The 26,248-nt window shown below is 71.2% G+C and carries 23 protein-coding genes; 8 read left to right on the top strand and 15 right to left on the bottom strand.

The genetic code is table 11. The features are described 5' to 3' along the window. Nucleotides 1–113: 113 nt before the first annotated feature. The 6 genes from IF12_RS0118905 to IF12_RS0118880 form a co-directional block, all read right to left on the bottom strand. On the bottom strand, nucleotides 114–1,646 hold the full coding sequence (locus IF12_RS0118905) for a cation acetate symporter (RefSeq protein ID WP_081913749.1): 1,533 nt from the start codon (nucleotides 1,644–1,646) through the stop codon (nucleotides 114–116). After that, on the bottom strand, nucleotides 1,646–1,999 hold the full coding sequence (locus IF12_RS0118900) for a hypothetical protein (protein ID WP_051704602.1): 354 nt from the start codon (nucleotides 1,997–1,999) through the stop codon (nucleotides 1,646–1,648). Before IF12_RS0118900 ends, IF12_RS0118905 begins: the two co-directional genes overlap by 1 nt. Before the next feature lie 19 nt (nucleotides 2,000–2,018). Continuing rightward, nucleotides 2,019–2,768 (bottom strand): LytTR family DNA-binding domain-containing protein, encoded by a 750-nt coding sequence (locus IF12_RS0118895; RefSeq protein ID WP_030161188.1) that lies wholly within the window; start codon nucleotides 2,766–2,768, stop codon nucleotides 2,019–2,021. Beyond that, entirely contained in the window at nucleotides 2,765–3,760 is a 996-nt protein-coding gene (locus IF12_RS0118890; protein WP_030161186.1) for a histidine kinase, read from the bottom strand. The genes IF12_RS0118895 and IF12_RS0118890 overlap by 4 nt, the downstream gene beginning before the upstream one ends. Before the next feature lie 168 nt (nucleotides 3,761–3,928). Then, nucleotides 3,929–5,611, bottom strand: coding sequence for a cation acetate symporter (locus IF12_RS0118885; protein ID WP_030161184.1), 1,683 nt, complete (start codon nucleotides 5,609–5,611; stop codon nucleotides 3,929–3,931). After that, nucleotides 5,611–5,967 carry a DUF485 domain-containing protein gene (locus tag IF12_RS0118880; RefSeq protein ID WP_030161182.1) on the bottom strand — a complete coding sequence of 119 codons (357 nt, stop codon included), beginning with the start codon at nucleotides 5,965–5,967 and terminating at the stop codon, nucleotides 5,611–5,613. Before IF12_RS0118880 ends, IF12_RS0118885 begins: the two co-directional genes overlap by 1 nt. A gap of 284 nt (nucleotides 5,968–6,251) precedes the next feature. Between IF12_RS0118880 and IF12_RS0118875 the strand changes: the two genes are divergently transcribed. Next, complete coding sequence (locus IF12_RS0118875; protein WP_030161181.1) at nucleotides 6,252–6,671, top strand: VOC family protein; 420 nt, start codon at nucleotides 6,252–6,254, stop codon at nucleotides 6,669–6,671. A gap of 54 nt (nucleotides 6,672–6,725) precedes the next feature. Here the strand turns inward: IF12_RS0118875 and IF12_RS0118870 are convergent, their stop codons facing one another. The 3 genes from IF12_RS0118870 to ligA form a co-directional block, all read right to left on the bottom strand. After that, a complete protein-coding gene (locus IF12_RS0118870) occupies nucleotides 6,726–7,700 on the bottom strand; it encodes a sigma-70 family RNA polymerase sigma factor (protein WP_030161179.1) in 975 nt (324 codons plus the stop codon). Nucleotides 7,701–7,805: 105 nt separating this feature from the next. Then, the gene (locus IF12_RS0118865; protein WP_051704601.1) at nucleotides 7,806–9,833 is read right to left on the bottom strand and encodes a bifunctional diguanylate cyclase/phosphodiesterase; all 2,028 of its coding nucleotides are present in this window, start codon (nucleotides 9,831–9,833) and stop codon (nucleotides 7,806–7,808) included. A 336-nt stretch (nucleotides 9,834–10,169) separates the two neighbouring features. Further along, nucleotides 10,170–12,422 (bottom strand): NAD-dependent DNA ligase LigA, encoded by a 2,253-nt coding sequence (gene ligA / locus IF12_RS0118860; RefSeq protein WP_231492648.1) that lies wholly within the window; start codon nucleotides 12,420–12,422, stop codon nucleotides 10,170–10,172. 184 nt (nucleotides 12,423–12,606) lie between these two features. On the opposite strand from ligA, the gene IF12_RS0118855 reads away from it, so the two are divergent. Continuing rightward, nucleotides 12,607–14,040, top strand: a complete 1,434-nt coding sequence (locus IF12_RS0118855; RefSeq protein ID WP_051704600.1) for an alkaline phosphatase PhoX — start codon at nucleotides 12,607–12,609, stop codon at nucleotides 14,038–14,040. Nucleotides 14,041–14,135: 95 nt separating this feature from the next. On the opposite strand, the gene IF12_RS0118850 is transcribed toward IF12_RS0118855, so the two are convergent. Continuing rightward, nucleotides 14,136–14,543 (bottom strand): type II toxin-antitoxin system VapC family toxin, encoded by a 408-nt coding sequence (locus tag IF12_RS0118850; protein ID WP_051704599.1) that lies wholly within the window; start codon nucleotides 14,541–14,543, stop codon nucleotides 14,136–14,138. Continuing rightward, nucleotides 14,540–14,830 (bottom strand): type II toxin-antitoxin system Phd/YefM family antitoxin, encoded by a 291-nt coding sequence (locus tag IF12_RS0118845; protein ID WP_030161173.1) that lies wholly within the window; start codon nucleotides 14,828–14,830, stop codon nucleotides 14,540–14,542. Before IF12_RS0118845 ends, IF12_RS0118850 begins: the two co-directional genes overlap by 4 nt. Nucleotides 14,831–14,990: 160 nt before the next feature. On the opposite strand from IF12_RS0118845, the gene IF12_RS0118840 reads away from it, so the two are divergent. The 5 genes from IF12_RS0118840 (at nucleotide 14,991) to IF12_RS0118820 (ending at nucleotide 20,453) form a co-directional block, all read left to right on the top strand. Beyond that, nucleotides 14,991–15,722 carry an ABC transporter ATP-binding protein gene (locus tag IF12_RS0118840; protein WP_030161171.1) on the top strand — a complete coding sequence of 244 codons (732 nt, stop codon included), beginning with the start codon at nucleotides 14,991–14,993 and terminating at the stop codon, nucleotides 15,720–15,722. 2 nt (nucleotides 15,723–15,724) lie between these two features. Then, nucleotides 15,725–16,462, top strand: a complete 738-nt coding sequence (locus IF12_RS0118835; protein WP_030161170.1) for an ABC transporter permease — start codon at nucleotides 15,725–15,727, stop codon at nucleotides 16,460–16,462. Between the two features lie 9 nt (nucleotides 16,463–16,471). Beyond that, nucleotides 16,472–17,092, top strand: coding sequence for a TetR/AcrR family transcriptional regulator (locus IF12_RS0118830; protein ID WP_030161168.1), 621 nt, complete (start codon nucleotides 16,472–16,474; stop codon nucleotides 17,090–17,092). Between the two features lie 275 nt (nucleotides 17,093–17,367). After that, nucleotides 17,368–19,671: a DUF4153 domain-containing protein gene (locus tag IF12_RS0118825; RefSeq protein ID WP_133884264.1), complete on the top strand. Its 2,304-nt coding sequence runs from the start codon at nucleotides 17,368–17,370 to the stop codon at nucleotides 19,669–19,671. An 83-nt stretch (nucleotides 19,672–19,754) separates the two neighbouring features. Beyond that, nucleotides 19,755–20,453 (top strand): sulfotransferase family protein, encoded by a 699-nt coding sequence (locus tag IF12_RS0118820; protein ID WP_051704597.1) that lies wholly within the window; start codon nucleotides 19,755–19,757, stop codon nucleotides 20,451–20,453. A gap of 3 nt (nucleotides 20,454–20,456) precedes the next feature. Here IF12_RS0118820 and IF12_RS0118815 read toward each other — a convergent pair whose 3' ends face one another. Genes IF12_RS0118815 through IF12_RS0118805 form a run of 3 tightly spaced genes read right to left on the bottom strand, consistent with a single transcriptional unit; the run spans nucleotide 20,457 to nucleotide 23,788 of the window. After that, nucleotides 20,457–21,494: a methionine synthase gene (locus IF12_RS0118815; RefSeq protein WP_197034795.1), complete on the bottom strand. Its 1,038-nt coding sequence runs from the start codon at nucleotides 21,492–21,494 to the stop codon at nucleotides 20,457–20,459. Beyond that, nucleotides 21,487–22,590 carry a tRNA 2-thiouridine(34) synthase MnmA gene (gene mnmA, locus IF12_RS0118810; RefSeq protein ID WP_030161160.1) on the bottom strand — a complete coding sequence of 368 codons (1,104 nt, stop codon included), beginning with the start codon at nucleotides 22,588–22,590 and terminating at the stop codon, nucleotides 21,487–21,489. Before mnmA ends, IF12_RS0118815 begins: the two co-directional genes overlap by 8 nt. A 40-nt stretch (nucleotides 22,591–22,630) precedes the next feature. Continuing rightward, complete coding sequence (locus tag IF12_RS0118805) at nucleotides 22,631–23,788, bottom strand: cysteine desulfurase family protein (protein WP_030161159.1); 1,158 nt, start codon at nucleotides 23,786–23,788, stop codon at nucleotides 22,631–22,633. A 301-nt stretch (nucleotides 23,789–24,089) separates the two neighbouring features. On the opposite strand from IF12_RS0118805, the gene IF12_RS0118800 reads away from it, so the two are divergent. Continuing rightward, nucleotides 24,090–24,944 (top strand): hypothetical protein, encoded by an 855-nt coding sequence (locus IF12_RS0118800; RefSeq protein ID WP_133884263.1) that lies wholly within the window; start codon nucleotides 24,090–24,092, stop codon nucleotides 24,942–24,944. A 63-nt stretch (nucleotides 24,945–25,007) separates the two neighbouring features. On the opposite strand, the gene IF12_RS0118795 is transcribed toward IF12_RS0118800, so the two are convergent. After that, nucleotides 25,008–25,643, bottom strand: coding sequence for a biotin transporter BioY (locus IF12_RS0118795; protein WP_030161155.1), 636 nt, complete (start codon nucleotides 25,641–25,643; stop codon nucleotides 25,008–25,010). Nucleotides 25,644–26,248: the final 605 nt, after the last annotated feature.

Raw genomic sequence — 26,248 nt, 5'->3', positions numbered from 1 at the left:
CGTCGGGTGGGAAGGTGCGCGTGCGGGCCTAGGCCGGAGTGCGCAACCGCGTGAAGCACGGGCCGAACGCGGCGCACGCGTTCGACCCAGGACTGCCGTACATGCCGGAGAGGTTAATCGGTGCCGCCGTCGGAGTCGAGTCGATTTCCCCGCCGCGCGCGCGGCAGCGCGTCGGTGTCGCCGGTGCTGTGGCGGCCGGGGACGTGCAGGCGCAGGACCGCTTCGCCGGCCCAGTCGGGGACGGCGCCGGGCCGGGAGGCGATCGCCATGGACGCGAACGCGAGCGGGACGGTCCACAGCGCCGGTTGGGCGAGGAGGATCGAGAGGATGCCCGGTTCCAGGTCGAGGACCGCCGAGGCGAGCGCCGCTCCGGTGGAGGAGCCCGCGCCGATGAGCAGGCCGACCGTGGCCCCAGTGGAGGTGAGGCCGCGCCACCAGATCCCGAGGGTCAGCAGCGGGCAGAACGTCGAGGCGGCCACCGCGAAGGCCCAGCCGACCAGGACGTTGATGTCGACGTCGGCGGCCGGGAGCGCCAGCGCGACCGCCAGGCCGGTGCCGACCACGACGCCGAGGCGCAGGCGCGAGAGCGAACCGCCGAACAGGTCGTGCGACAGGCCGCCGGCGAGGGCGAGCAGGAGCCCCGAGGAGGTGGAGAGGAACGCGGCGAACGCGCCCGCCGCGACCAGAGCGGTGAGCACCGCGCCGATGGTGCCGGGGGCGATGGCCGAGGGCACGAGGACGGGCACCACGTCGGTCTCGGCGGGGTTCGGGGTGACGACGCGCCCGAGGAGGCCGTAGACGACCGGGAAGAGGTAGAAGAGGCTGAGCAGGACGATGACGCTGACGGCCACGCGGCGGGCCGCCCGGGCCCCGGCGACGGTGTGGAAGCGCATCACCACGTGCGGCAGGCCCATCGCGCCCAAGGTGGTCGCGACCAGGACCGAGACGGTGGCGAGCATCGGGTGGCCCGAGCCGTCGAGGTCGAGCAGCGGGCGGGTCCAGGAGGGGTCGGCCGCGATCGGGTTGAGGGCGGCGTCGCGGCGCTCGGGACCGGCCAGGAAGAACAGCGCGACGGCGGGACCGGCGATGAACGCGAGCTTCACGAGGTAGTGGAAGGCCTGCACGTAAGTGGCCGAGCGCATCCCGCCGACCGCGATCGTGGAGGAGACCACGAGTCCGGCGCCGACCACGCCGATCCAGTACGGGATGCCGGAGACGAGTTCGAGCACGACCCCGGCGGCCTTGAACTGCGGCAGGAGGTACAGCAGCATGATGACGAGCACGACGAGCCCGCACATGCGGCGCAGGCGCGGCGAGCCGAGGCGGTACTCGGCGAAGTCGGGGACGGTGTAGGCGCCGCTGCGGCGCATCGGTCCGGCGACGAGCGCGGCGACCAGGACGTACCCGGCGGTGAAGCCGACGGCGTACCACATCGCGCCGACGCCGTTCTTGACCAGCAGCCCGGCGAGGCCGAGCACCGAGGCGGCCGAGACGTACTCCCCCGCGATGGCCAGGGCGTTCCAGCCCGGGACGATGCTGCGGGAGGCGACGAGGAAGTCCGGGGTGGAGCGGGCGGCGCGCACGCCCCAGACGCCGATGAGGACACTGGCGCAGATCACGGCGCCGATCGCGGCGAGGCCCAGCATCAGGGGCCGCCCTCGTGGTGGGAGTCCTCGATGCGTTCGGCCAGGCGCACATGGCGGGCGGCGAGGATCAGCAGCAGCGGGTACGGGGCGAAGAACAGGACGGCCCAGCCGAGGTGGCCGGGGGTGAGCGCGGCGGCGGTGAGCAGTGCGGCGAGGGTCGCCAGGAGCGCGGCGGCGGTGCGGACGGCGAGGCGGCGCTGGCGGTGGAGGGCGCGCTCGGCGGCGTCGAGGTCGATCGCGGAGGAGGGCACGGGCGGGCGGCCGGACAGGTGCGAGAGCCGGCCCATGGCGTCGGCGCCGCGCCGCTGGGCGAGGCGGGTCTGGGGGCTGGTGACGCGGACGCGCTGGTTCACCGCGGGGCCTCGCGGGGGCTCATTTGCGCCCGCCTTCGCGGGCGGCCTGGAGGAGGCGCTCGCGCAACAGGCGCGAGTGGCGGCGGCTCACGGGGACCTCGCCGACCTCGGTGACGGCGACGAGCCCGGCCGTGGAGGTCACGCGCAGCTCGGTCACCGCGGCGAGGTTGATGAGGAAGGAGCGGTGGGCGCGCACGAACCCGGCCGCGTCCCAGACCTGTTCGAGGTAGGTGAGGGACTGGCGCAGCAGGTGCGAGCCGGACCCGGAGTGCAGGCGCACGTAGTCGCCGTGGGCCTCGGCGTAGGCGATGTCGTCGCGGCGGACGAAGACGGTGCGCCCGGCGAGTTCGACCTGGACGACGGCGAGGTCGTCGGCCTTGTCCCCCACCGCGGGGCCGGTGCGGCGCCGGCCCAGGCGGGCGACGGCCTCGGCGAGGCGCTCGGGGCGGAAGGGCTTGAGCAGGTAGTCGGCCGCGCCGAGCCCGAAGGCCTCCACGGCGTGGTTGTCGTAGGCGGTCACGAACACGATCTCGGGCGGGTCCGAGAGGCGTTTGAGGATGCGGGCGACGTCCATGCCGGTGAGGCCGGGCATGGCGATGTCGAGGAACGCGGCGTCGAAGGAGCCGGAGCCGAGCAGGCGCACGGCCTCGTCGCCTCCGGCGGCGCACTGGACCTCGCCGACGCTGGGCAGCTCGGCGAGCTGCCCGGCGAGCTCGGTCCGGGTCGAGGGCTCGTCTTCGACGACGAGGACGCGCAGGCCTGCGCTCATGCGTGGACTCCTCGGGCGTATCGGGGGATTCTCACGGTGGCCTTGGTGCCGGCGCCGGGGGCGGTGTCGAGCCACAGTCCGTACTCGGGGCCGTACACCGCCCGCAATCGTCTGTCCACATTAGCCAGGCCGATGCGGCCGGAGCCGCGGCGGCTGCCGGTCAGGAGCGCCTTGGCGACCTCCGGTTCCATCCCCGCGCCGTCGTCCTCGATCTCGATGACGCACAGGGCGCCTTCGGAGAACCCGCGCACGGCGATGTGGCCGGTGCCGGGCCGCGACTCGAAGCCGTGGCGGACGGCGTTCTCGACGAGGGGTTGGACCACGAGGAAGGGTATGGGCACGGGCAGGACCTCCGGGGCGATGCGCAAGGTGATGTCGAGGCGGTCGTCGAAGCGGGCGCGCTGCAACTCGAGATAGGTCTGGACGGCCTGGAGCTCGTCGGCGACCGTCGCGAAGTCACCGGTGCCCGCGAACGAGTAGCGCAGGTAGTCGGAGAAGTCGGTGAGCAGGTCGCGGGCCCTTTCGGGATCGGTGCGGGTGTGGGCGCTGATCGCGGCCAGCGCGTTGTGCATGAAGTGCGGGGAGATCTGGGCGCGCAGCGTGCGCAGGTCGGCGGCGGCGATCCGCTCGCGGGAGCGGTCGAGGTCGGCGTGGTCGAGCGCGGTGGCGACGAGGTGGACGGCCTCGGCGAGTTCGGCGTCGCTGACGTCCCCGGCGACGACGAGGCATCCGGCGAGGTCGCCGGTGACGACGAGGGGCGCGGCCCTAAGGGGCGGGGCGGTGACCGGTTCGAGGAGGTCGAGGGTCTCGGTGAGGAGGGTCTTGGCCGCTTCGGGGTCGAGGTCGCCGGAGACGGCCAGGAGTCGGTCGCAGTCGGCGAGGGCGACCGCGTCGGCGGCGAGGAGGCGGGCGAGGCGTCGGGTGGCGGTCTGGGCGCCTTTATCGGTGAGGCCGTCGGCGAGTGCCTCGCCAATCTGGCGCGACAGTCGCAGGGCGCTGAGGGTCGCGGCGCTTCCTGAGCGCCGGCGCTGGCGCGTAGGGGTGAGCCTCGCCGCGCGGAGCGAGGCCGTAATGCGACCGGGGATCACGCCTTAACTGTAACTTGGCGCACATAATGCGGCGGGGAGGGCCAGCCCTTGTCCTCCCCGCCGCGTGCGGACTCAGTGCTTGGCGGCCCTTTCGGCGCCGGCACCGGTCAAGGCTCGTACCTGCATGGACGCGAACCGGCTGGGGTTCGACTCGGAGGAGCTGAGCGTGCCGACGATGGCGCACACGAGCCCGAACGGGATGGACACGAGGGCCGGGTTCGTGAGCGGGAACCAGGCGAAGTCCACGCCTTCGCCGAACAGCGAGCTGGCGTTGCCGGAGAACGTCGGCGAGAACACCACCAGGGCGAGGGCCGAGACGAGGCCGCCGTAGATGCCCCAGAGGGCGCCGTTGGTGTTGAACCGCTTCCAGAACAGGCTCAGCAGCAGCGTCGGGAGGTTCGCGGAGGCGGCCACGGCGAACGCGAGGCCGACCAGGAACGCGACGTTGAGGTTCTGGGCGAAGATCGCCAGGACGATCGCGACGAAGCCGACGCCCATGGAGGCGAGCTTGGCGACCTTGACCTCTTGCTGCTCGGTGGCCTTGCCGCGTTTGATGACGTTGTTGTACAGGTCGTGCGCGAACGAGGAGGACGCGGCGATCACGAGGCCGGACACGGTCGAGAGGATCGCGGCCATCGCCGCGGAGGCGATGATCGCGAGCAGGACCGCGCCGAAGATCGACCCGCCGAAGTCGGTGCCGACCGTCTGCGCCAGTTGCGGCGCGGCGGTGTTGCCCGCCGCGTTCTGGGACACGATCGCGTCGTAGCCGACGATCGCGGCCGCGCCGAAGCCGAGGATCAGCGTCATCAGGTAGAACGAGCCGATGAGGCCGATCGCCCAGTTGATGGAGCGGCGGGCGGTCTTGGCGTCGGGCACGGTGTAGAAGCGGATGAGGATGTGGGGCAGGCCCGCGGTGCCGAGCACGAGGGCGAGGCCCAGGCTCAGGAAGCTGAGCTTGTTCCACATCGTCTGTACCGCGTCGTTCTCGACCTCGACGCCGTAGGTCTGGCCCGGTTCGAGGAAGGCGGTGCCGTGGCCGGACGCGGTGGCGGCCTGGCCGAGCAGCTCGGAGATGTTGAAGTTGTACTTCATCAGCACGAAGAAAACGAGCAGGGCGGCGCCGCCGACGAGGATCACGGCCTGGAAGATCTGGACCCAGGTGTTGCCCTTCATGCCGCCGAAGGCGACGTAGAAGGTCATGATGAGGCCCACGAAGACGATGCCGGCGATCTTGGCGGTGTCGGCGTCCATGCCCATGAAGGTGTCGCCCTCCTGGATGCCGAGCAGGAGCGCGATGAGGGCGCCGGTGCCGACCATCTGGGCGAGCAGGTAGAACGTCGAGACGCTGAGGGTGGAGACGGCCGTGGCGGTGCGCACGGGGCGCTGGCGCATCCGGTAGGAGAGCACGTCGGCGACGGTGAAGCGGCCGGAGTTGCGCAGGAGTTCGGCGACGAGCAGGAGCGCGACCAGCCAGGCGACGAGGAAGCCGATGGAGTAGAGGAACCCGTCGTAACCATAGAGGGCGATGGTCCCGGCGATGCCGAGGAACGACGCGGCCGACATGTAGTCGGAGGCGATCGCGAAGCCGTTCTGCCAGGCGGAGAAGTTGCGGCCGCCGGAGTGGAAGTCGGTCGTGGTGCGGGTGTAGCGGTGGCCCCAGACGGTGATGAACACGGTGACGAGGGTCATCAGCACGACGAGGAAGAGGGTGAGGTTCCGGGTGGAGCCGTCGGTGGATTGGGCGAGGAGTTCCATCAGTCTTCCCTTCCGTGGACGATCTCGTCGTGCAGTTCGTCGGCGTGAGCGTCGTAGTGGCGGGAGGCGTAGCGCGAATAGGCCCAGGCGATGCCGAAGGTGGAGACGAACTGCCCGAGTCCGAGCACGAGCGCGACGTTGATGTGGCCGAAGAGGACGATGCCCATGAAGTCGCGGGCGTAGGCGGACAGGAGGACGTAGAGCAGGTACCAGGCGAGGAAGCCGACGGTCGCAGGGACGATGAAGCGGAACAGTCGGCGTTTGAGGTCGATGAATCGCGGGTCGTCGTGCATCGCGGCGAGCTGCTCTTCGGTGACCTCGGGCGGGGGTCCGTCGCGGGTGGGCGTAGAAGCCATCGGGCCTTCCTCCTTGAAGGGCGGACCGTGTCGGTTCCGTATCTGGCGCGGATCGGCACGGTGACGGTTTTACAAGGAACGTAAGTGGCGCGAGTGGCATTGAAAAGCATTGATGTGACGTGGGTCGCCGGACCGACGTCGTGGTGCGGCGGGAACGCGGTGAGCGGTCGGCGAACGGTCGGCGAGCGGCGGCGATGAATCCGCGGAGTTCGCTTCGTCTGCATAGGGAGACGACGCACCGAGCGCGGGCCCGGCGGGGCCCGCCTGCTGAAAGGACCAGCCCGATGGCGAGCAAGATGATCTTCCTGAACCTGCCCGTGGCCGACCTCGACCGCGCGAAGGAGTTCTACGAGGCCCTGGGCTGGAGCGTCAATCCCGACTTCACCGACGAGAACGCCGCGTGCGTGGTCGTCGACGACAACATCTGCCTGATGCTGCTGACCAAGGACTTCTACACGACGTTCTCGGAGCGGCCGATCGCCGACACGGCCACGTACTCGGCGGCGGCGTACGCGCTGGCGCTGCCCGACCGCCAGGAGGTGGACGACCTGACCGAGGCGGCGCTCAAGGCCGGCGGGACCGAGGAGACCTCGAAGAACGAGCGCCGGACCCAGGAGGCCGAGGTCGGCATGTACGGGCGGACCTTCATCGACCCCGACGGCCACCAGTGGGAGCCGTTCTACATGCCGTACCCGCAGCCGTGAACGCGTAGGAACGGCCGCCCCGCGAGTGCGGGGCGGCCGTTTCGCGTGCGGGGGTTACTCGCGGTACTCCATCGGGAGCCCGAAGAGGGGGAAGAGCTTCGGGGTGTCGAGGAAGTAGTTGAGGCCCGCGATCTTGCCTTCGGCGATCTCGAGGACGGTGACCGACCAGGGGGTCCACAGGCCGGGCTCCTCGCTCGGCTTGTAGTGGCCGAAGGCCGGGTGGCCGTTGGCGTTCTCGACCGGGACGAGCTTCGAGCCGCGGCAGGCCGAGCCGGTGCCCAGCAGGAACGCCTCGACGCTGTCGTGGCCCTGGACCCACAGCGGGAACGGGGGCATCTGGAAGGCCACGTCGTCGGCGCACAGCGCGGTGAGGGTCTTCAGGTCGTAGGCCTCGAAGGCGCTCACGTAGCCGTCGATGAGCTTGCGCAGCTCCTCGTCGTCGATCGCGTAGGCCTCGGCGGGCTTGGCGTTGACCTGCTCCATCGTGGCGCGGGCCCGCTGGAGGGCGCTGTTGACGCTGGCGGGGCTGATCTGGAGCATCTCGGCGGTCTCGGCCGCCGAGAAGCGCAGGACCTCGCGCATGAGCATCACCGCGCGCTGCTTGGCGGGCAGGTGCTGCACGGCCGCGACGAACGCGAGGCGCAGGGTGTCGCGGGCCTCGGCGGCGGCGGCCGGGTCGGCGCCGAAGGCCATCGAGTCGGGGATCGGCTCGACCCACAGGTAGTCGGGTTCGGGCGCGGGCAGCGGCGTGCCGGCGTCCGAGGCGGGGGCGAGGTCCATCGGCCGGGCCCGGCGCTGCGGGCCCTTGATCATGTCCAGGCACACGTTCGTGGTGATCTTGTACAGCCACGAGCGCAGGCTCGCGCGGCCCTCGAAGGAGCCGTAGGCCTTCCAGGCCCGGGTGAAGGCCTCCTGCACGGCGTCCTCGGCCTCGAACGAGGAACCGAGCATCCGGTAGGCGTAGGCGCACAACTCGCGCCGGTGCGGCTCGAACTCAGCGAGCATCTCGTCATTGAGCACAGCGTTCATGTGACTAGCCTCGCACAGGCCACCGACATCCGTGAAGACGGTTCGCGCGGCCGCCGCCGCAGGCCGCGCGGCGTCCGGGCGATCCCTTGTGGCGGGCGGCGCGCCTCAGCGGGGGCCGCGGCGGTCGGCCATCCAGCGCTCGAACGCGTCCGAGGCCATCGGCTTGGCGAACAGCCAGCCCTGACCTGCGTGGCAACCCCAGCCTTCGAGCTGCTTGCACGTGTTCTCGTCCTCGACGCCCTCGGCGACGACCTCGACGTCCAGCGCCCGGCCGAGGTCGATCGTGGTCGAGACGATCGCGGCGTTGTCGGGGTCGTCGACCAGGTTGGTCACGAAGGACTTGTCGATCTTGATCTCGGTGACCGGCAGCCGCCGCAGGTGCTGCATCGAGGAGAAGCCGGTGCCGAAGTCGTCCAGGCTGATGCCGACGCCGAGGTCGGAGAGGCGCTGGACGTTGACGACCACGCGGCGCGGGTCGGCCATGAGCGCCGACTCGGTGATCTCCAGTTGCAGCTTCGAGGCGTTCACCCCGTAGGCCTCGATCCGCTCGGTCAGGAAGTCGGTGAACTCCAGCGACTGGAGGTCGCGCACCGAGACGTTCACGGCCATCCGCAGGTCGTAGCCCGAGTCGTTCCAGGCCCGGAGCTGGCGCAGGGCGATGTCGACGACCCGTTCGGTGAGCATCCGCATCACCGAGGAGTGCTCGGCGGTCTCGATGATCTCGGCGGGGTTCACCATGCCGCGCTCGGGGTGGTTGTAGCGCAGCAGGGCCTCGGCCCCGATGACCTCGCCGTCGACCAGGCGCACCTGGGGCTGGTAGTAGAGGTTCACGCCGGGGGCGTCGGGGTGGTCGAGGGCGCGGCGCACGTCGCCCAGGAGCAGGAGCCGCTCGGGCGAGTGGTGGTCGAACTCGGGGGCGTAGCGGGCGAAGGAGGAGGTCCGCTGCTTGGACTCGTACATCGCTATGTCGGCGTGGCGGAACAGGGTCTGAAAGTCGGAGCCGTCGTCGGGGAAGACCGCGATGCCCACCGAGCCGTCGATCTCGACGCTGGCGTCGCCGAGGACGATGGGCGCGTCCAGGCGGGCGCGGATCTCGCGGGCGCACTCCAGGGGGTCGGTCATGCCGTCGAGTTCGGACCACACGAAGGCGAACTCGTCGCCGCCCAGGCGCGCGATGGCCTTGCCCGGCGGCTTGTCGGCCAGGAAGCGCTGCGAGAGCTCGACCAGGAGCTTGTCGCCGATCTCGTGGCCGAGCGCGGAATTGACGTCGGCGAAGCGGTCGAGGTCGAGGATGAGCACGGCCACGGCCGTGCCGGTCTCGCCGGCGTCGGTGATCTTGCCGTCGACCACCTGCTGGAAGCCTTTGCGGTTGAGCAGGCCGGTGAGCGGGTCGTGGTTGGCCTCCTGCTCGCGGTCGGCGGCGGCCTGGAGGATCCGGTAGACGCTGAAGATCGGGATCGCGGAGGCGGCCACGAGCCACCAGGAGGACATGGCGGCGGTGGCGAGGATCGGGGCGATCGCGATCTGCGTGACGCGCAGCGCCCACTCGCTGCGGCCCCACTGCGCGAACAGGTCGGACCAGGGAGTGTCGGTGCGCAGGCCCTGGCGGGTGGCGACCAGGGACCAGCTCGTGAGGGTCCAGACGGTGCCCGCGGCGAGCACGGCGAGCAGTTGGGTGAGGGAGCCGGTCCAGGCGGAGCCTTGGGTGAGGGCGTGCCACACGAGCCAGCCGACGCACAGGGCGACGCCCTGCTGGGAGATGTTGAAGACCGTCCGCCAGGCGGCCGACTTGATCTGGGCGGACAGGAGGAAGATCGCACCCGACTGGACGATCAGGGCCGGGAGGAAGCCCCAGGTCACCAGGGTCGCGAGGACGTAGACGAAATAGATCGAGGCGATCGGCGACATCCACAGCCCGCCCCAGCGGGTGGGGCGCAGCTCGGCGACCAGGGCGAGGCCGGCGGTGAACCAGAACGCGAAGGGCACGCTGAACCAGCCGCCGTCGGGCGCGCCGCCGTAGGCGGTCACGGCGACCGCGCCGCCGATCGCGCACACGGCGACCAGCGCCATGAAGGCGTAGTACCGGCCCGGATGCTCTCTGGGCGCAGTGTTGCGCATGAGCGTCGTGGCCATATCGCTCCTCCCACTGCCACATCGAACAAGGTGACGCGCCAGAATCACCGAAGTCCGATCGTGGCCGACTCCTCTGTCATATCGCGAATTTCGCTCTCAGACAACGCTGGGAGCACATGCGGCACACTTGTGACCAGGCGCGACATGCTCGTAACAGAAACCGTTATCCATACGTTGGCGGCAGGTTCTCCCGGGGTCGATTTCGGACTCGGCGGCCCGTTCGGGCGATGGGGTCCAGGCCGACGGCGCAAGTGCGACGATATTCCACGGGATGACTCTGCCCTGCATTAACGAGTCTCCCCCCGTGGGGGAATACGGATCGTTACCGACTTGTGATCATTCTGGTTCGCTCCCGTCGCTCGGCGAGCCCGATTCGTCACCGTCGGGCATTTCTTCGGGTTCCGGCTCGGCCGGGCCTTCGGTGAGGAACCGGTCGAAATCCTCGCCGGGCACGATCGGGACGCCGAGGCTCACGGCCTTCTCGTACTTGGAGCCGGGCTTGTCACCGGCGACGACCGCGCCGGTCTTCTTCGAGACCGACGAGGAGGGCTTGCCGCCGCGGGCCTTGACGGCGGCGGCGGCCCCTTCGCGGGTGTAGCCGGCGATGCCGCCGGTGATGACCACGGTGAGGCCCTCGAGGGTCTGCGGGAGGGCCTCGGAGGGGTCGGGGGCCTCGTCCTGCATCCGCACGCCCGCCGCGCGCCAGCGCTCGACGATCTCGCGGTGCCAGTCGACGGCGAACCAGTCCTTGATCGCGGCGGCGATGGTGGGGCCGACGCCGTCGACGGCGGCCATCTCCTCCTCGTCCGCGGTCGCGATGCGGTCGAGGTCGCGGAAGTGCTCGGCGAGGGCCTGGGCTGCCACGGGGCCGACGTGGCGGATGGAGAGGGCGTTGACGACGCGCCACAGCGGCTGGGACTTGGCCGTCTCCAGGTTCTCGAGCATCTGGACGGCGGTCTTCTTCGGTTCGCCCTCCTTGTTGGCGAAGTAGGCGACGACCTTCTGCTCCTTGGTGGCCTCGTCGATCTTCGGCAGGCCGGTGTCAGGGTCGCGGACGACGACCTTGATGGGCAGGAGCTGCTCCATGCGCAGGTCGAAGACGCCGCCTTCGTCGGTGAGGACCGGCTCGGAGGGCTCCAAGGGCTGGACGAGGGCCGCGCAGGCGATGTAGCCCATGCGGTCGACGTCGAAGCAGGAGCGGCCCGAGAGGTAGGCGAGGCGCTCGCGCAGTTGGCCGGGGCAGGAGCGGGCGTTGGGGCAGCGCAGGTCGACGTCGCCTTCGGCGGCGGGGGCGAGCACCGAGTCGCACTCGGGGCAGCGCTCGGGCATGACGAAGTCGGTCTCGGAGCCGTCGCGGACGGCCTCGACGGGCGCGACGATCTCGGGGATGACGTCGCCGGCCTTGCGGACGACGACGGTGTCGCCGATCTTGACGCCCTTGGCCTTGACCTGGTCGGGGTTGTGGAGGGTCGCGAACTCGACTTCGGAGCCGGCCACGCGGACCGGGTCCAGTACGGCGTACGGAGTGGCGCGGCCGGTGCGGCCGATGGAGACCTTGATGTCGAGGAGCTTGGTGTTGACCTCCTCGGGCGGGAACTTGAAGGCGACAGCCCAGCGCGGGGTGCGGGAGGTCGCGCCGAGGCGGCGCTGGACGGCGATGTCGTCGATCTTCACAACGACGCCGTCGATCTCGTGGACGAGTTCGTGGCGCTTGGAGCCGTACTCGGCGATGTAGTCGAAGACCTCCTTGAGGGTGGCGACGACCTTCCAGTAGGGGCTGGTGGGCAGGCCCCAGGCGGCGAGCGCGGCGTAGGAGTGGGACTGCGAGTCAGGAGCGAAGCCGGTCAGGGCGCCGAGGCCGTGGGCGATGAAGCTCAGGGGGCGCTCGGCGGTCTTGGCGGCGTCCTTCTGGCGCAGGGAGCCGGCGGCGGCGTTGCGGGGGTTGGCGAACGGGGCCATGCCGGAGGCGACGCGGGCCTCGTTGAGGTGGGCGAAGTCGGCGGCCGGGAAGTAGACCTCGCCGCGGACTTCGAGCAGTTCGGGCACGTCGAAGCCGTCGGCGGCGGTGAGGCGCTGGGGGACGGCGTCGATGGTGGCGACGTTGGCGGTGACGTCCTCGCCGGTGGTGCCGTCGCCGCGGGTGGCGGCGCGGGTCAGCGTGCCGCCTTCGTAAACGAGGTCGACGGCGAGGCCGTCGATCTTGACCTCGCAGAGGTAGGGCTCGTCGGGGACCTCGGCGGTGATGCGGTCGGCCCAGGTCTGGACCTCGTCGAGGCTGAAAACGTCCTGGAGGCTGAGCATCTTCTCCAGGTGCACGACGGGGGTGAACGCCTCGGAGAAGGTGCCGACCTGCTCGGTGGGCGAGTCGGCGTTCTTCAGCTCGGGGTAGCGATGCTCGAGGTCGACCAGCTCGTGCATGAGGTCGTCGAACTGACTGTCGGAGATGGTGGGCGCGTCGTCATCGTAGTAGCGATGCCGGTGCTCGAGGATCTCGGCGGCGAGCGCCTCGTGCCGGATGCGGGCGTCCGCGAAGTCGGCGTCGTCGGTGTGGTCTGCGGCGGCGTCCAGGCCGGAGTCAGTCGTGCTCACGGCCCCATTGTGTCAGCCGGGTCCGACGTTTCGGGGAGGACGAAGCCTTATGCAACCGGTCACCTTCCGTTCAGGTCGTGATTCCCTGGGCCTTTCTTGGGGCGGGGAGGATCGGCGGCGTACCCGTCCCTCGGAGCCCCCCGGCGCTCGCGGGCCGCGCATCCGCACAGAAGGAGCTCAGGCTTTGGCGACTCTGACGACCGGCGGTTCGAACCGCCGGAGCTTCCTGCGCCGCGGCGCTCCGATAGCGGGCGGGAGCCTGTTCGCCGTCCGCGCCATGGAGGGCCTGTCGATCCGCGCGCTGCTGGCGAAAGAGGGCGAGAAGGACCGGGTGAGCCCGGACAACGGCGGCTACGGCGGGCTGCGGCCGCTGACGCGGACCGACCCGGAGACGGGGTTCGCGCAGCGCCTCTGGCTCCCTGAGGGTTTCGACTTCTCGGTGTTCTCGGTGACGGCCGCGCCGATGCGCGACGGGAACCCGACGCCGCTGGCGCACGAGGGCATGGCGTGCTTCGCGACCGGCCGCGGCGGCGAGTGGCGGCTGGTGCGCGGGCACGGCGAGCGCAGCGGGCCGGGCGTCGGGGTGCCTTCGGGCAGCGCGGAGCGGCGGTACGACGCGCTCGGCGCGGGCGGGGCCACGACGCTGAAGGTGCGCTGGGCGGACGGCGGGCCGCGGTTCGAGGAGGCCTGGCAGTCGCTGTCGGGCACGATCGGCAACGGCGCGGGCGGGCCGACCCCGTGGGGTTCCTGGCTCACGTGCGAGGCGACCACGTCGGGGACCGGAGCGGGTTGGGAGGCCGGGCACGGGTACGTGTTCGAGGTGCCTTCGGCCGAGGAGGTCGAGACGGCGGCGGTGCCGCTCAAGGCGATGGGCCGGTTCGTGCACGGGGCGGTGGCGGTGGACCCGCGCTCGGGCGTGGTCTACGAGACCGAGGACCAGGGCACCGGCGGGTTCTACCGGTTCCTGCCGCGCGTGCCGGGAGACCTCGCCGAGGGCGGGCGCCTCCAGATGCTCAAGGTGACCGGCGAGTGGAACTTCGACACGCGCACCGGCCAGCGGGCCGGGAAGGCACTGAGCGCGGAGTGGGTGGACGTGGCCGACCCGGACCCGGCGGAGGCCGAGGCGGACGGTCTGGCGGTGTTCAACCAGGGGTGGGCGCGCGGCGCGGCGGTGTTCGGCCGGCTCGGCGGCTGCTTCTACGGCGACGGCGCGGTGTACCTCGCGTCCACTTCGGGCGGCGAGGAGGGCGAGGGGCAGTTGTGGGAGTACCGGCCGCGCGGGCGCGACGCCGGGACGCTCAAGCTGGTGTTCGAATCGCCCGATCCGGCGATGCCGTTCCCGGAGGGCGTGACGGTCTCGCCGGGAGGGAACCTCATCCTTTGCGAGGACGCGAGCGGGGGCATGACGGCGCTGCGGGGGCTGACGCGCGAGGGCGAGGTCTTCCCGCTGGCGTACCACGAGGGCGCGGCCGCCTGGGGCGGCGCGGTGTTCTCGCCCGACGGGCGGGTCCTGTTCGCGAACCTGCGGGGGGCGACCCGAGGGGACCTGGCGGACCCGGCGCTGGAACCGGGCCGCACGGTGGCGATCTGGGGACCCTGGAGCGAGGGCGTCCTGTAAGGCCCGGCGTCTGCAAGACCTGGCATCTCTTAGACCTGGCACCTTCCCGATGAAGAGGGCCCGGCCGCGCTTGGCGCGGCCGGGCCGTGTCGCGTTCAGGAAGGGGCGATGACCGTCAGCCCCTGCTCGGTCGCGGCGGCGGCCAGTTCCTTGTCGTAGGTGACGAAGGAGCCCAATTGGTCGCGGAAGAGTTCGGCAGTGGCGAGGTGGAGCGAATCCAGCGTGCCCAACCGCTCGATGCGGTAGGCGATCGCGGTTCGCAGGACCACCTTGGTGACGGCCAGCACGCCGACGAAGTCGAGCACGCTGTTGACGCGCTTCGCGGCCTCCTCAGCGGAGTACCCGTGGCGGGCCAGCGTGCGTGTCAGCTCCAGTTCCGCCAGTTCGGAGGTCGCCAACCTGTCCTCGGCGTCCAATCGCCGCATCCAGGTGCGCAGCGCGGTCGACTCCGGTTCGTTCTTGATCAGCTTGAACAGGGCGCATGAGTCCGCGTAGTGAATCAACGCTCGCGGTCCTTCGCTCGGTCCGCCGCGATCATCTCGGTGGAGTCCGGAAGCTCGTCCAGGTCCTCCCAGATCGGTGGCAGCCGACGCCGGCTGCGCGTGGGCGGACGCAGCTCACCGGCGGCGACCAGTTCCTCCCATGGCGTGGGTTGGGCCGGTGCGTCGTGGGGACTCAGATCGACGATCGGTTTGCCGCGGTCGGTGATGACGATCGACGCGCCGGCGGCGACTCGGGCGATGATGCTGGAGAGATTGTGGTTGAACTCCCGCAGACCTATGTATTCCATACTCACACCGTACTACATACAGTAGTTACATTGCAGATTTACGGAGGCGCGCCGGTGCGGCGGCGCAGTGTGGCGAGCATCTCTCGGATCAGGAATTCATCGTTTGATGAATTCCCGTGGTACGGTGAATTCATTATTCGTTGAATTACTGGAGGCTCCGATGCCATCCGACCCTTCCTCGGCCATCGCGGTCGGCGACCTCGTGGTCGACCGCGGCCGCAAACCCGTCCTCCGGGGCGTCTCGACCCGGATCGCCGCCGGGTCCGTCACCGGGCTGCTCGGGCCCTCGGGCTCGGGCAAGACCACCTTCATCCGCGCCGTCGTGGGCACCCAGAAGGTCAAGTCCGGCACCGTCGAGGTGCTCGGCCACCCCGCCGGGTCCAAGCCGCTGCGCAAGCGCCTGGCGTACGTCACCCAGGACGCCTCGATCTACCCGGACCTGTCGGTCAAGGCCAACGTCGCGTACTTCGCGGCCCTCTACGGGCGCGGCAGGCACGAGGCGATGGTCGCGATCGAGCGCGTCGGCATGGGCGACCACGCCGACCGGCTCGCCGGGAACCTCTCCGGCGGGCAGAAGACGCGGACCTCACTCGCGTGCGCGCTCGTCATCGAACCCGAGGTGCTCGTCCTCGACGAGCCGACGGTCGGGCTCGACCCGGTCATCCGCGAAGAGCTGTGGGACCAGTTCCGAACCCTCGCTCGCGAGGGCGCAACCCTGCTGGTCTCCAGCCACGTGATGGACGAGGCCGACCGCTGCGACCGGCTCCTGCTGCTGCGCGAGGGCCGCTTCATCGCCGACGACACCCCCGCCGACCTGCGCGCGGTCACCGGCACCGAGAACCTCGAAGCCGCGTTCCTCCACCTCATCCGCGACCTCGAGAAGGCGGACTAGCCATGTCACTGCGGATCACCTTCATCACCGCGGGCCGGATCCTGCGGCAACTGCTGGCCGACCACCGCACGGTCGGACTCGTCCTCGCCGTGCCCGCGCTCATCATCGCTTTGATCAGCGCCATCATGGACGACGCCCCGCAGGTGTTCGACCGGACCGGCCTGATCCTGCTGGCGGCCTTCCCGTTCATGCTCATGTTCATGATCACCTCGATCACGCTGCTGCGCGAGCGCACCGGCGGGACCCTGGAACGGCTCATGACCACGCCGACCGGGAAGCTCGACCTGGTCGCGGGCTACGCGCTCGCGTTCGGCGCGGCCGCCGCGGCGCAGACGACGGTGGCGGCGACCGTGGCGTTCGCGTTCCTGGGACTCGACGCGACCGGTCCGGTGTGGGCGGTGTTCCTCATCTGCATCGTCACCGCGCTGTTCGGGATGGCGCTGGGGCTGTTCGTGTCGGCGTTCGCGACCACCGAGTTCCAGGCGATCCAGTTCATGCCGGTGTTCGTCGTCCCGCAGCTGTTCCTGTGCGGACTCATCTGGCCGGCGGACCAGATGGCCGGATGGCTCCAGGGGGTCTCGGACGCGCTGCCGCTGACGTACGCGGTCAAGGCGCTGAACGAGGTGCAGGTCAACCCGGAGGTCACGAGCGCGATGTGGGGCGACCTCGCGATCGTGTTCGCTGCGGTCCTCGTCGCAACGGTCCTCGGAGCCGCGACGCTCAGGCGGCGCACGAACTAGGGTCGGAGCGTGGCAAGAACCAAGCGCGCCGGACGGCGATCAGGCAATCCCGACACTCGGGCCGAGATCCTGGCCGCCGCCCGGCGCCTGTTCGCCGAGGAGGGCATCGAGTCGGTGTCCATGCGGCGCATCGCCGCCGAGGCGGGCGTCGACCCCTCGCTCATCCACCACTACTTCGGGTCCAAGGACGATCTGTTCCTGGCCGCGATCGAGCTGCCGATGGACCCGGCCCCGGAGGTCGCGGCGGTGCTCGCGGGCGGTGAGGTCGAGGGCGCGGGCGGGCGGCTCATGCACGCGTTCGTCGCGATCTGGGACGGCCCGCACCAGGACAAGCTCCTCGCGGTGGTCCGCTCCAGCCTCTCCAAGCCCGCCATGGCGTTCGTGCTGCGGCAGCTGTTCGAGCGCCGGATCCTCAAGTCGATCGAGGAGACCCTCGGCGACCGGGTCGACCACATCCCGACCCGCGCCGGCTTCGTCGCCTCGCAGGTGTTCGGGCTGGTCGTGGCCCGGTACATCCTCAAGCTCGAACCGCTCGCCTCGCTCGGCGCGGCGGACCTGGCCGAGACCATCGGCCCGAACATCGACCGGTACCTGACGATGCCGATCGAGCACCTGGTGGACGGCCGCTGACGGGGCCTTCACGAAGGCGCGCAGTGCTGGAGGGGGTCGTGCGGCAGCCGATGCCGGGCGGCCTTCGCGTGTCGAGCCGGGATGCGCGTGGAGCTTCGGGGACGCCTCGATCGACCGATCCGGTTGCACGACGTGGGAGTACTCACGAGGGGCGCCGGATTGCACCATTGTGGGCGTTATTCCCGGCGCGGTAGCGGCGTCGGTCCATTGGGGATCTTCCTTTGGTGGTGCGAGCGGGCTATTCTCGCACTCCCTCCGATGAGAAGGGGCTCTCCATGAGCGACCCGAGCAATGCCGATGCGCCGCGATCAGAGGACGCCGACGGGCCCGAGGCCCGCGGCGAGGCGCCGGACCCCACCTCGGCGGCCGAGCAGGCCGCGAATGCTGAAGCGCCGCGGGACGGCGCACTAGCCGAGTCTTCGCCCGAGACGCGGCCGGCCGGACCGCCGCCTCCTCCCCCGGCGGCGCAGGGACACCGGCCGCTGACGCCCGACGAGGCGGCACGGCAGGCCGCGTACTACCGGAGTCTGCACCAGCCGCGCATGATCGAGCCGAACCCGCGCTGGCACCGGCCCGAGCTGTCGGCCTCGCGCACGATCGTGCTCCTGGTCGTGGCCGTCGCCCTGTTCGGCGGCTGGGCGGCGTTCCACGCCGACGGCGTCGGGATCGGGTTGTCGCTCACCGGGATCGCCCTGGTCGCGGTGCCGCTGCTGGCGGCGGGGCGGGAGGATCTGCTGCCGCGGCTGCCGGGCGCGGTCCTCGTCGCGGCCCTGTGGTCGGTGGCGGCCGTCCGCGACGCGGGCTGGGTGGTCGCATTGTGCTCGATCGCCGCGTTCGCGCTGACACCGCTGGTGATCGCGCCGCAGCGGCGCTTCGGCGGGAACCTCGCGGTGCTGTTCCTCGGCTGGCTCGGCGGGGTGTACGAGACCTTCAAATGGGCCGGTCGGGGCCGCGGGACCGGAGACGACCGCAAGCCCGGCACGATGCGCGGCGTCTGGACCGCGCTGGTGACCCTCGCGCTGCTGCTGGTCTTCGGCGGGCTGTTCGCCGCCGCGGACTCGGCGTTCGCGGACCTGATCGCGAAGTTGATGCCGGACCTAAGCGCGACGGAGATCTTCGTGCGGCTCACGGTCGCCGCGGTGCTGTTCCCGGTGCTGCTGGTCTGGGTCTACGCGGCGGCGGCGAAGCCGCGGTTCGACGGCGAGGACGCCGAGGCGCGGCGCAGGGTCAGCCGGTTCGAGCTGGCGGTGCCGCTGGGGGCGTTGAACCTGCTGTTCGCGGCGTTCATCGCGGTGCAGCTGCGGGTCTACGTCGGCGGCGAGGGCTACGTCATGGACACCAAGGGGCTGACGTTCGCCGAGTACGCGCGGACGGGCTTCTGGCAGTTGAGCGTCGTCGCGTTCCTGTCCCTGGCGGTCATCGCCGTCGCGGCGTGGCTGGCGCCCAAGCGCGAGAAGCGGGACCGGTGGACGGTGCGCCTCCTGCTCGGCCCGCTGGGGCTGATGTCGATGGTGGTCATCGCCTCGGCGCTGTTCCGCATGTACACCTACTTCGAGACGTACGGGCTCACCCGGATGCGGGTGTGGGTCTTCACCGTCGAGATCTGGCTGGCGGTCCTGTTCGCGCTGGTGCTGGTGTGCTGCTGGAAGCTGCGGGCGACGTGGCTGCCGCGCGCGATCCTCGCCTCGGGCGCGCTGACGCTGCTGGGGCTGGCGGCGGTGAACCCGGACGCCTTGATCGCCCGCTACAACATCGAGCACGACCGCAAACTGGACCTGTACTACCTGCAAGGGCTGTCCGCGGATGCGGTGCCGGAGCTGATGGGGCTGCCGCAGGAGGACCGCGAATGCGCGCTGCGGCGCGGATGGGACGCCGAACGGGACTTCCTGGCGTGGAACTGGGGCTCCCAGCGGGCCGCGGAATTGGCTGCGGAGGTCAATGTGAGCGATTATCCGGACTGCGAGTACCAGCGCTGGTACGGCGGCAGCGGCTCGGAGTCCCAGCACGGCTGGGAGGCCGAGGCAGAGGAAACCGAGGCAGAGGAAACCGAGGCAGCGGAGACCGAGGCGGAAGCGGCTGGCGAGTCCCCGCCCGGGAACGGGCTCTTCACCGCGGCCACGTGCGACGAGTACGACCTCGAACCGGTGACCGAGCTGTTCGGCACCTCGGCCAAAGGGGACCGCGGCCTGGAGAGCGACGGCTCGTCCCAGTTCGCGAACGCGCCGAGCGTCGAGTTCACCAACGCCTGGTACCTGCAATGCGGCTACTACGGCCCGGGCGCCAGGTACCTGATGGTCGAGGCGTACCAGTGGCTGTCCCCGGTCGAGGCCACCGAGCAGGTCGAGCTCCGGCGCGAGGAGTACGGGACGAGCGGGAACTTCGAGGAGATCGACGACATCGCGGTCGGGTCCGCCGGTTTCAGCGCCTGGTCGGAGTCGCCGCGGACCCAGTTCTACATCGTCGCGCACGACGAACTGGTCATCGTGGTGCGGCTGCTGGAGTCGGTCGTGGGCGAGGAGGCCGAGGCGGTCGCGGCGGACCTCGCCGAGCAGACGTTCGAGTTGTACTCGGCGCAATAGCGCCGGGCCGGTTTCGCACAGGCGGACTGGACGGTTGCGCGCGCCGATTCGCTTCCGGCCGTGACAGTTCGTAACGTGGTGCCATGCTGCGAGTGATCGGCGCGGGCCTGCCGCGCACCGGGACCATGACCCTCAAGCACGCGTTGGAGACGCTCCTGGGCGAGCCGTGCCACCACATGACCGAGGTGTTCGACCGGATCGAGACCGACCCGCCCGCGTTCCTGGCCGCCGCGCACGGCGTGCGCCCGGACTGGGACGCGCTGTACGCCGGTTACGCCGCGGCGGTGGACTGGCCGTCCTCGGCGTTCCACCTGGAGCTCGCGGCGCGGTACCCGGACGCGATCGTGGTCCTGTCGGTGCGCGACTGCTTCGACACCTGGTGGAGGAGCGCGACGAGCACGATCTTCACGGGGATGGACGCCGCCGGGTTCGCGACCGAGTCGTGGACGGAGATGGTCGACGCGATCTGGGCCAAGACCTTCGGGGACGCCGCGCGCGCCGACCGGGCGGCGGTGGCGAGCGCGTACGAGCGGTACCACCGGCGGGTCCGCGAGACCGTCCCGCCGGAGCGGCTGGTCGAGTTCACGACCGGCGCGGGATGGGAGCCGCTGTGCGCGGCACTGGACCTGCCGGTCCCCGACGAGCCGTTCCCGTGCCTGAACACGACGAAGGAGTGGCTGGAGCGGGACGGGCACGTGCCGCCGGGCGGGGTCGCGGAGCGCGGGCCCGCGGTGGAGGCGCGGTCGTGGCAGACCGAGACGGATTGGCCCTCGGGGGCGTGACCGTCAGCCGTGGAGGCGGCGCGCCGCTTCGCGGGCGGTCGCCATGGCGAAGCGGGCGTACTCGGGACTCGCGCCGGCCATGCCGCAGGTCGGCGCGATGCTCACTTGCCGCGCAAGCTGCTCGGGGCTGAAGCCGAGGCGGTTCCACAGGGCGTGCACGCGGTCGGCGGCGGCCTTCTCGACGCCCGGTTGTGGCTGTCCGATAGCGGGGACGACGCCGGCGATGAGCCGGACGCCTTGGTCGGGGCCGGCGCTGTCGAGGTACTCCCCCAAGGCGTCGACGCTCGGCACGTCGTCGAGGTCGAGCAGGGTCAGGTCGATCGAGAGCGCCTGGACGCCCGCCTCGCCGAGGAGCGCGACGGGTACATCGGGGGCGCAGCAGTGGACCACGGTCGGCACGCCGACCGCGTCGACGAGCTCGCGGAGGCGGTCGCGGGCAGCCTCGGGCGGCACGCGGCGGTAGAAGTCCAGGCCCGACTCGGTGTTCACGCGGCCCGCCAGCGCGGCGGGCAGGCTCGGTTCGTCGAGCTGGATCGACAAGGCGGCCTTCGGCATCCGGGCCTGGGCGGCGGCGAGGAACTGGCGCAGGCCTTCGGCGAGCGAGCCGGTGAGGTCGGCGACGGCGCCGGGGTCGGCGAGCATGGCGCCGCCGGTGCGCCGCCACAGGTTCGCGGCGAGGGTGAAGGGGCCGACGGCGGTGAGGCGGACGGGGCCGTCGGCGGCGGTCGCGAGGAGGGCGTCGAGGTCGCGTTCGAGGAAGTCGGCGGCGCGGCGGGCGTCGATGCCGGGCAGGTCGGCCATCTCCCAGCGGAAGGCCCACCACTGGACGGGCAGGTCGACCAGGAGGGCGGCGCCGCGGCCGATCATGTCGGCGCCGATGCCGCGAGCGGGCAGCTCGGGCAGGTGGGGCCATTCGGGGAGTTCGCCGAAGACGATGTTCGCGGCTTCGTCGGCGTCGGTGCCGGGGAGGGAGCCGACGCCGGTGGCGACGCCTGCGGGCAGGGCCGTCGCGTGGGCTTGGGACCCTTGGGGTTCAGACACCGGCCGCCTCGATGGAGGCGGTCGAATCGATGGTCCCGGAGGCGAGCACGGCGTCGCCGGTGGTGTCGGGGTCGTAGACGACAAGGGCCTGGCCGGCGGCGACGCCGAAGGCGGGCTTGTGGAGGCGGGCGGTGAGGCCGTCGGCGTCGGCGTGGACGGTGGCGGGGTAGACCTCGCCGTGGGCGCGGAGCTGGACCTCGGCTTCGAAGGGGCCCTCGCGTTCGGGGGCGAGCCAGACGGGGCGGCCGGTGCGGATGCGGTCGATGCGGAGCGCTTCGCGGGGGCCGACCTGGACGCGGTTGTCGACCGGGGTGATCGACAGGACGTAGCGGGGGCGGCCGTCGGCGGCGGGGCGCTTGAGGCCGAGGCCGTGGCGCTGGCCGATGGTGAACTGGTGGGAGCCGTCGTGGCTGCCGAGGACCTCGCCGGTGGCGGCGTCGACGATCTCGCCTTCCTCGGTGCCGAGCCGGTTCTTGAGGAATCCGGAGGTGTCGCCGTCGGCGATGAAGCAGATGTCGTGGCTGTCGGGCTTGCGGGCCACGGCGAGGCCGCGGTTCTCGGCTTCGACGCGGACCTGGTCCTTGGGGGTGTCGCCGAGGGGGAAGATCGAGTGCGCGAGCTGGGCGGGGGTGAGGACGGCGAGGACGTAGGACTGGTCCTTGCCGGGGTCGACGGCGCGGCGCAGGAGGCCGTCCTCGCCCTTGCGGGCGTAGTGGCCGGTGGCGACGGCGTCGAAGCCGAGGGCCATGGCGCGGTCGAGGACGGCGGCGAACTTGATCTTCTCGTTGCAGCGCAGGCACGGGTTGGGGGTGCGGCCGTTGGCGTACTCGGCGTAGAAGTCCTCCACGACGTCCTCGTGGAAGCGCTCGGCCATGTCCCAGACGTAGAAGGGGATGCCCAGGACGTCGGCGGCGCGGCGGGCGTCGCGGGAGTCCTCGATGGTGCAGCAGCCGCGGGCCCCGGTCCGGTAGGTCTGGGGGTTCTTGGACAGCGCCAGGTGGACGCCGGTGACGTCGTGCCCGGCCTCGACGGCGCGGGCCGCGGCGACGGCCGAGTCGACTCCGCCGCTCATGGCGGCCAGTACTCGAAGTTTCACGTGTTCAACCTTAGCGGGGTGTGCGGCGGCGGCGGGGAGCTCAGGTGAGGCCGGCGGTCTTGGCGCGGCGCACGGCTTCGGGGAGGGCGGCGACGAGGGCGTCCACGTCGGCTTCGGTGGTGGGCCAGCCGAGGGTGAAGCGCAAGGAGGAGCGGGCGTCGTCGGCTTCGGCGCCCATGGCGAGGAGCACGTGGGAGGGCTGGGCGATCCCGGCCGAGCAGGCCGAGCCTGTGGCGCATTCGACACCGGCGGCGTCGAGGAGCATCAGGAGCGCGTCGCCTTCGCAGCCGGGGAAGGAGAAGTGGGCGTTGCCGGGCAGGCGCAGTTCGGGGTCGCCGTTGTAGATCGCGTCGGGGACGGCAGCGCGCAGGCGGGCGACGAGGTCGTCGCGCAGGCCCGCGAGGCGGGCGGCCTCGGTCTCGCGGGTGCGGACGGCGTGGGTGACGGCCTCGGCGAGCGCGGCGATCCCGGGCACGTCGAGCGTGCCGGAGCGGATCTCGCGTTCCTGGCCGCCGCCGTGGAGCAGCGGCGTGGCCTTGACGTCGCGGCGCAGCAGGAGCGCGCCGGTGCCGGTGGGACCGCCGAGCTTGTGGCCCGAGAGGGTGAGGGCGGCGGCGCCGGAGGCGGCGAAGTCGACCGGGACGTGGCCGACGGCCTGGATGGCGTCGGTGTGGACGGGTATGCCGTGGGGGGCGGCCATGGCGGCGATGGCCTCGACCGGTTGGAGGGTGCCGACCTCGTTGTTGGCCCACATGCAGGTGATCACGGTGATCTCGTCGGCGCGCTCGTCGAGGAGGGCGGCCAGTTCGGTCGTCTCGACGCAGCCGAGCTTGTCGACGGGCAGTTCGGTGACGTCGGCCCGCTCGTGGTCGCCGAGCCAGGCCACGGCGTCGGCGACGGCGTGGTGCTCGATGGCGGTGGACACGATGCGGTTGCGGGCGCCGGTGCGGCGGTCCCAGTGGATGCCCTTGACGGCGAGGTTGTCGGCCTCGGTGCCCGAACCGGTGAAGATGACCTCCCCGGGTTTGGCGCCGAGGACCTCGGCGATGCGTTCGCGGGCTTCCTCGACGGTGCGGCGGGCGGTGCGCCCGGAGCCGTGGAGGGACGAGGCGTTGCCGAGAGCGCGTGCGGTCCGCAAGTAGGCGTCGAGCGCCTGGGGGAGCATCGGCGTGGTGGCGGCGTGATCGAGATAGGCCATGGCCTCTCCAGTCTACGGCGCGGCGCGGCTCACGCCCTCCGGCAGCGACGGCGGGGCCGTCGGTTCCAGAGCTTGGGAATGCGCGTTCCATCATCGGACCTATCGCCGTAAGAGCCGATGGTGCGCGCGAGATAGAATCCTACGAATCCTCCTACCTTTCCGGTTGTGAGGAGTCGCCGCCCCGAGACCGGGCGCCGAGGAGACCGGATCCCTCGCCGGACCGGTCGAGAGAAAGTGTGTGCCGATGACGCCCGAGCTCGCCGAAGCGCTACGCACAGGGCCGTTCCACACTGCCCTGCGTGTGGCCATCCAGACCAGCGGACTCGGCCTCGACCGCATCCGCCACCGCCTCGCGATGCGCGGGATCACCGTCTCGACCACGAGCCTCAGCTACTGGCAGTCCGGGCGCTCGCGCCCCGAGCGGGCCGAGTCGCTCGCCGCCGTCACCGCGCTCGAGGACCTGCTGGAGCTGCCGGCGGGGTCGCTGCGGGTGCTGCTGGGCCCCAAGCGGGCCCGGGGGCCGCGGTCGATCAGGGGGCAGCTCCCCCGCCCGGACGCGGTGCTGGGGGGCGACGCGGTGCGGGAGCTGTGCGACCAGGTGCCGGCCTCGCGGGAGCACACTCTCGACATCTTGAGCCAGCAGGTGATCGTGCACGTCGACTCCGGGTGGGAGGAGTCGCTGATGGAGCTGTCGATGCTGGTGCGCGCCAGAAGAGACGACGTGGACCGCTACATCCTGCTGTACCGGGGCGACGACGGCTGCGACATCGACGACATCGAGTTCAAGCCGGTGCGGGACTGCTCGGTCCCGAACGTGCTGCGGCACCCCGATGCGCCGGTGGCGCTCGCGGAGATCGTGTTCGACACGCCGCTGCCGCGGGGCGCGACGCATTTGTTCGAGATCGTCGTGCAGGGCAACGGAGGGGCTTCCACGGGGCACGGGAACGCGTTCCGGTACCCGGTGGACCAGTACTCGCTGCAAGTGCGGTTCGCGCCGGACGCGGTCCCGAAGCGGGTGTACCGCTTCGCGCAGTCGAGTCTGCAACGGGAGAAGCGCGAGACCGGGGACTTGCAGTTGGGGCCGAACCGGACGGTGGCGCTGGCGGAGCCGGTGCCGAGGCCGGGGGCGCTGGGCATCGGCTGGGACGCGGTCTAGACGAGTGAGAGGGCCCCACCGGGAGACCGGTGGGGCCCTTGCGTTTGCCGAGGCTAGTCGGCGTTACGACTGGTCCGCGTTGCGGAAGCGGTTGACGGCCCACCAGGTGCCGGGCAGGAGCAGCGCGGCGAGGACGAGCTTGAGGGCGTCGCCGGCGAGGAAGGGGTACATGCCGGCGCTCAGGGCGCTGGAGGCGCTCATGTCGAGGGCGAAGGCGAGGTAGGGGACGCCGAAGGCGTACATGAGGACGTTGCCGACGACCATGAGTCCCACGGTCTTGAGGATCGTGCGGTCGCCGCCGCGCCGGGCGAGGAAGCCGACGGCGACTGCGGCGGCGAGGAAGCCGATGATGTAGCCGAAGGTGGGCATGGCGTAGCCGGAGGTGCCCTCGGTGAACCAGGGGACGCCGGCGGCGCCGGCGGCGAGGTAGAGCGCGAGGGTCAGGCCCGCGCGGAGCGGGCCGTAGGCGGCGCCGACGAGGAGCACGGTGAACGTGGTGAGCACGAACGGGACCGGGCTGATCTGCGGGATGGTGAACGCGACCTGGGCCGACGCGCCGATGGCGGCCGCTCCCCCGAGGACGAGCACAGCGTCGCGGGCGATCGCGCGGGCGCGGGTCGAGGCGGGAAGGAGGTCGGCGAGCACGTACCTCCGGCCGGCGGGCACGGGAGCGACGATCGCGGCTGCTGGGGCGGCCATGGCGGATTCCTCCAATAGCATCTGTAGGTTCTATATAACGAGAGGCTGCGTCGAAGCCTAACTCACCGTTGTTACACACGAATGACACCCCTGCGCGAACAAGAGGCCACCTCACGCCCTGGCGCTGTCGCACTCCGCGCGAACGCGGCGCGGACTAGCAGTTCACTCCTCCGCGCAGACCCGACCCGAGCTCGCGAGCCGGCGCGGTCGCGCCGCCGAGCAAACGCGGCGCAGTCTCGCACCGCCGCGCGGGCGCGACCCGAACTCGCACCGCCGCACCGCCGCACCGCCGCACCGCCGCACCGCCGCACCGCCGCACCGCCGCACCAACACAATCCGAACTCGCACTGTCACTGCTCCGCGCACACGAGGCGACCTCACGACCCGGCACTGTCGTACCCCCGAGTCACTATCGAACCGGGGGTGCCTGCGAACACCCGATTTATCCGCATTCGCCGAGAACCGCCGAAAACGCAAGCCCCACAGCAACTCCGCCCGCCGCCCGCTGTCACACCCCCGAGCAACCATCGAATCGGGGGCGATGCCAAACCCGAGCGCCACTCACCTGCGCTCGAGCCCGGCTGCCCACAACCGGACCGCCTTCC

Origin of the sequence: Glycomyces sp. NRRL B-16210 (assembly GCF_000719515.1) — a bacterium.
Classification (GTDB): Bacteria; Actinomycetota; Actinomycetes; order Mycobacteriales; family Micromonosporaceae; genus Glycomyces.
Note: the sequence above shows the minus strand (reverse complement) of the source record. Positions and strands in the feature narration are given on the sequence as shown.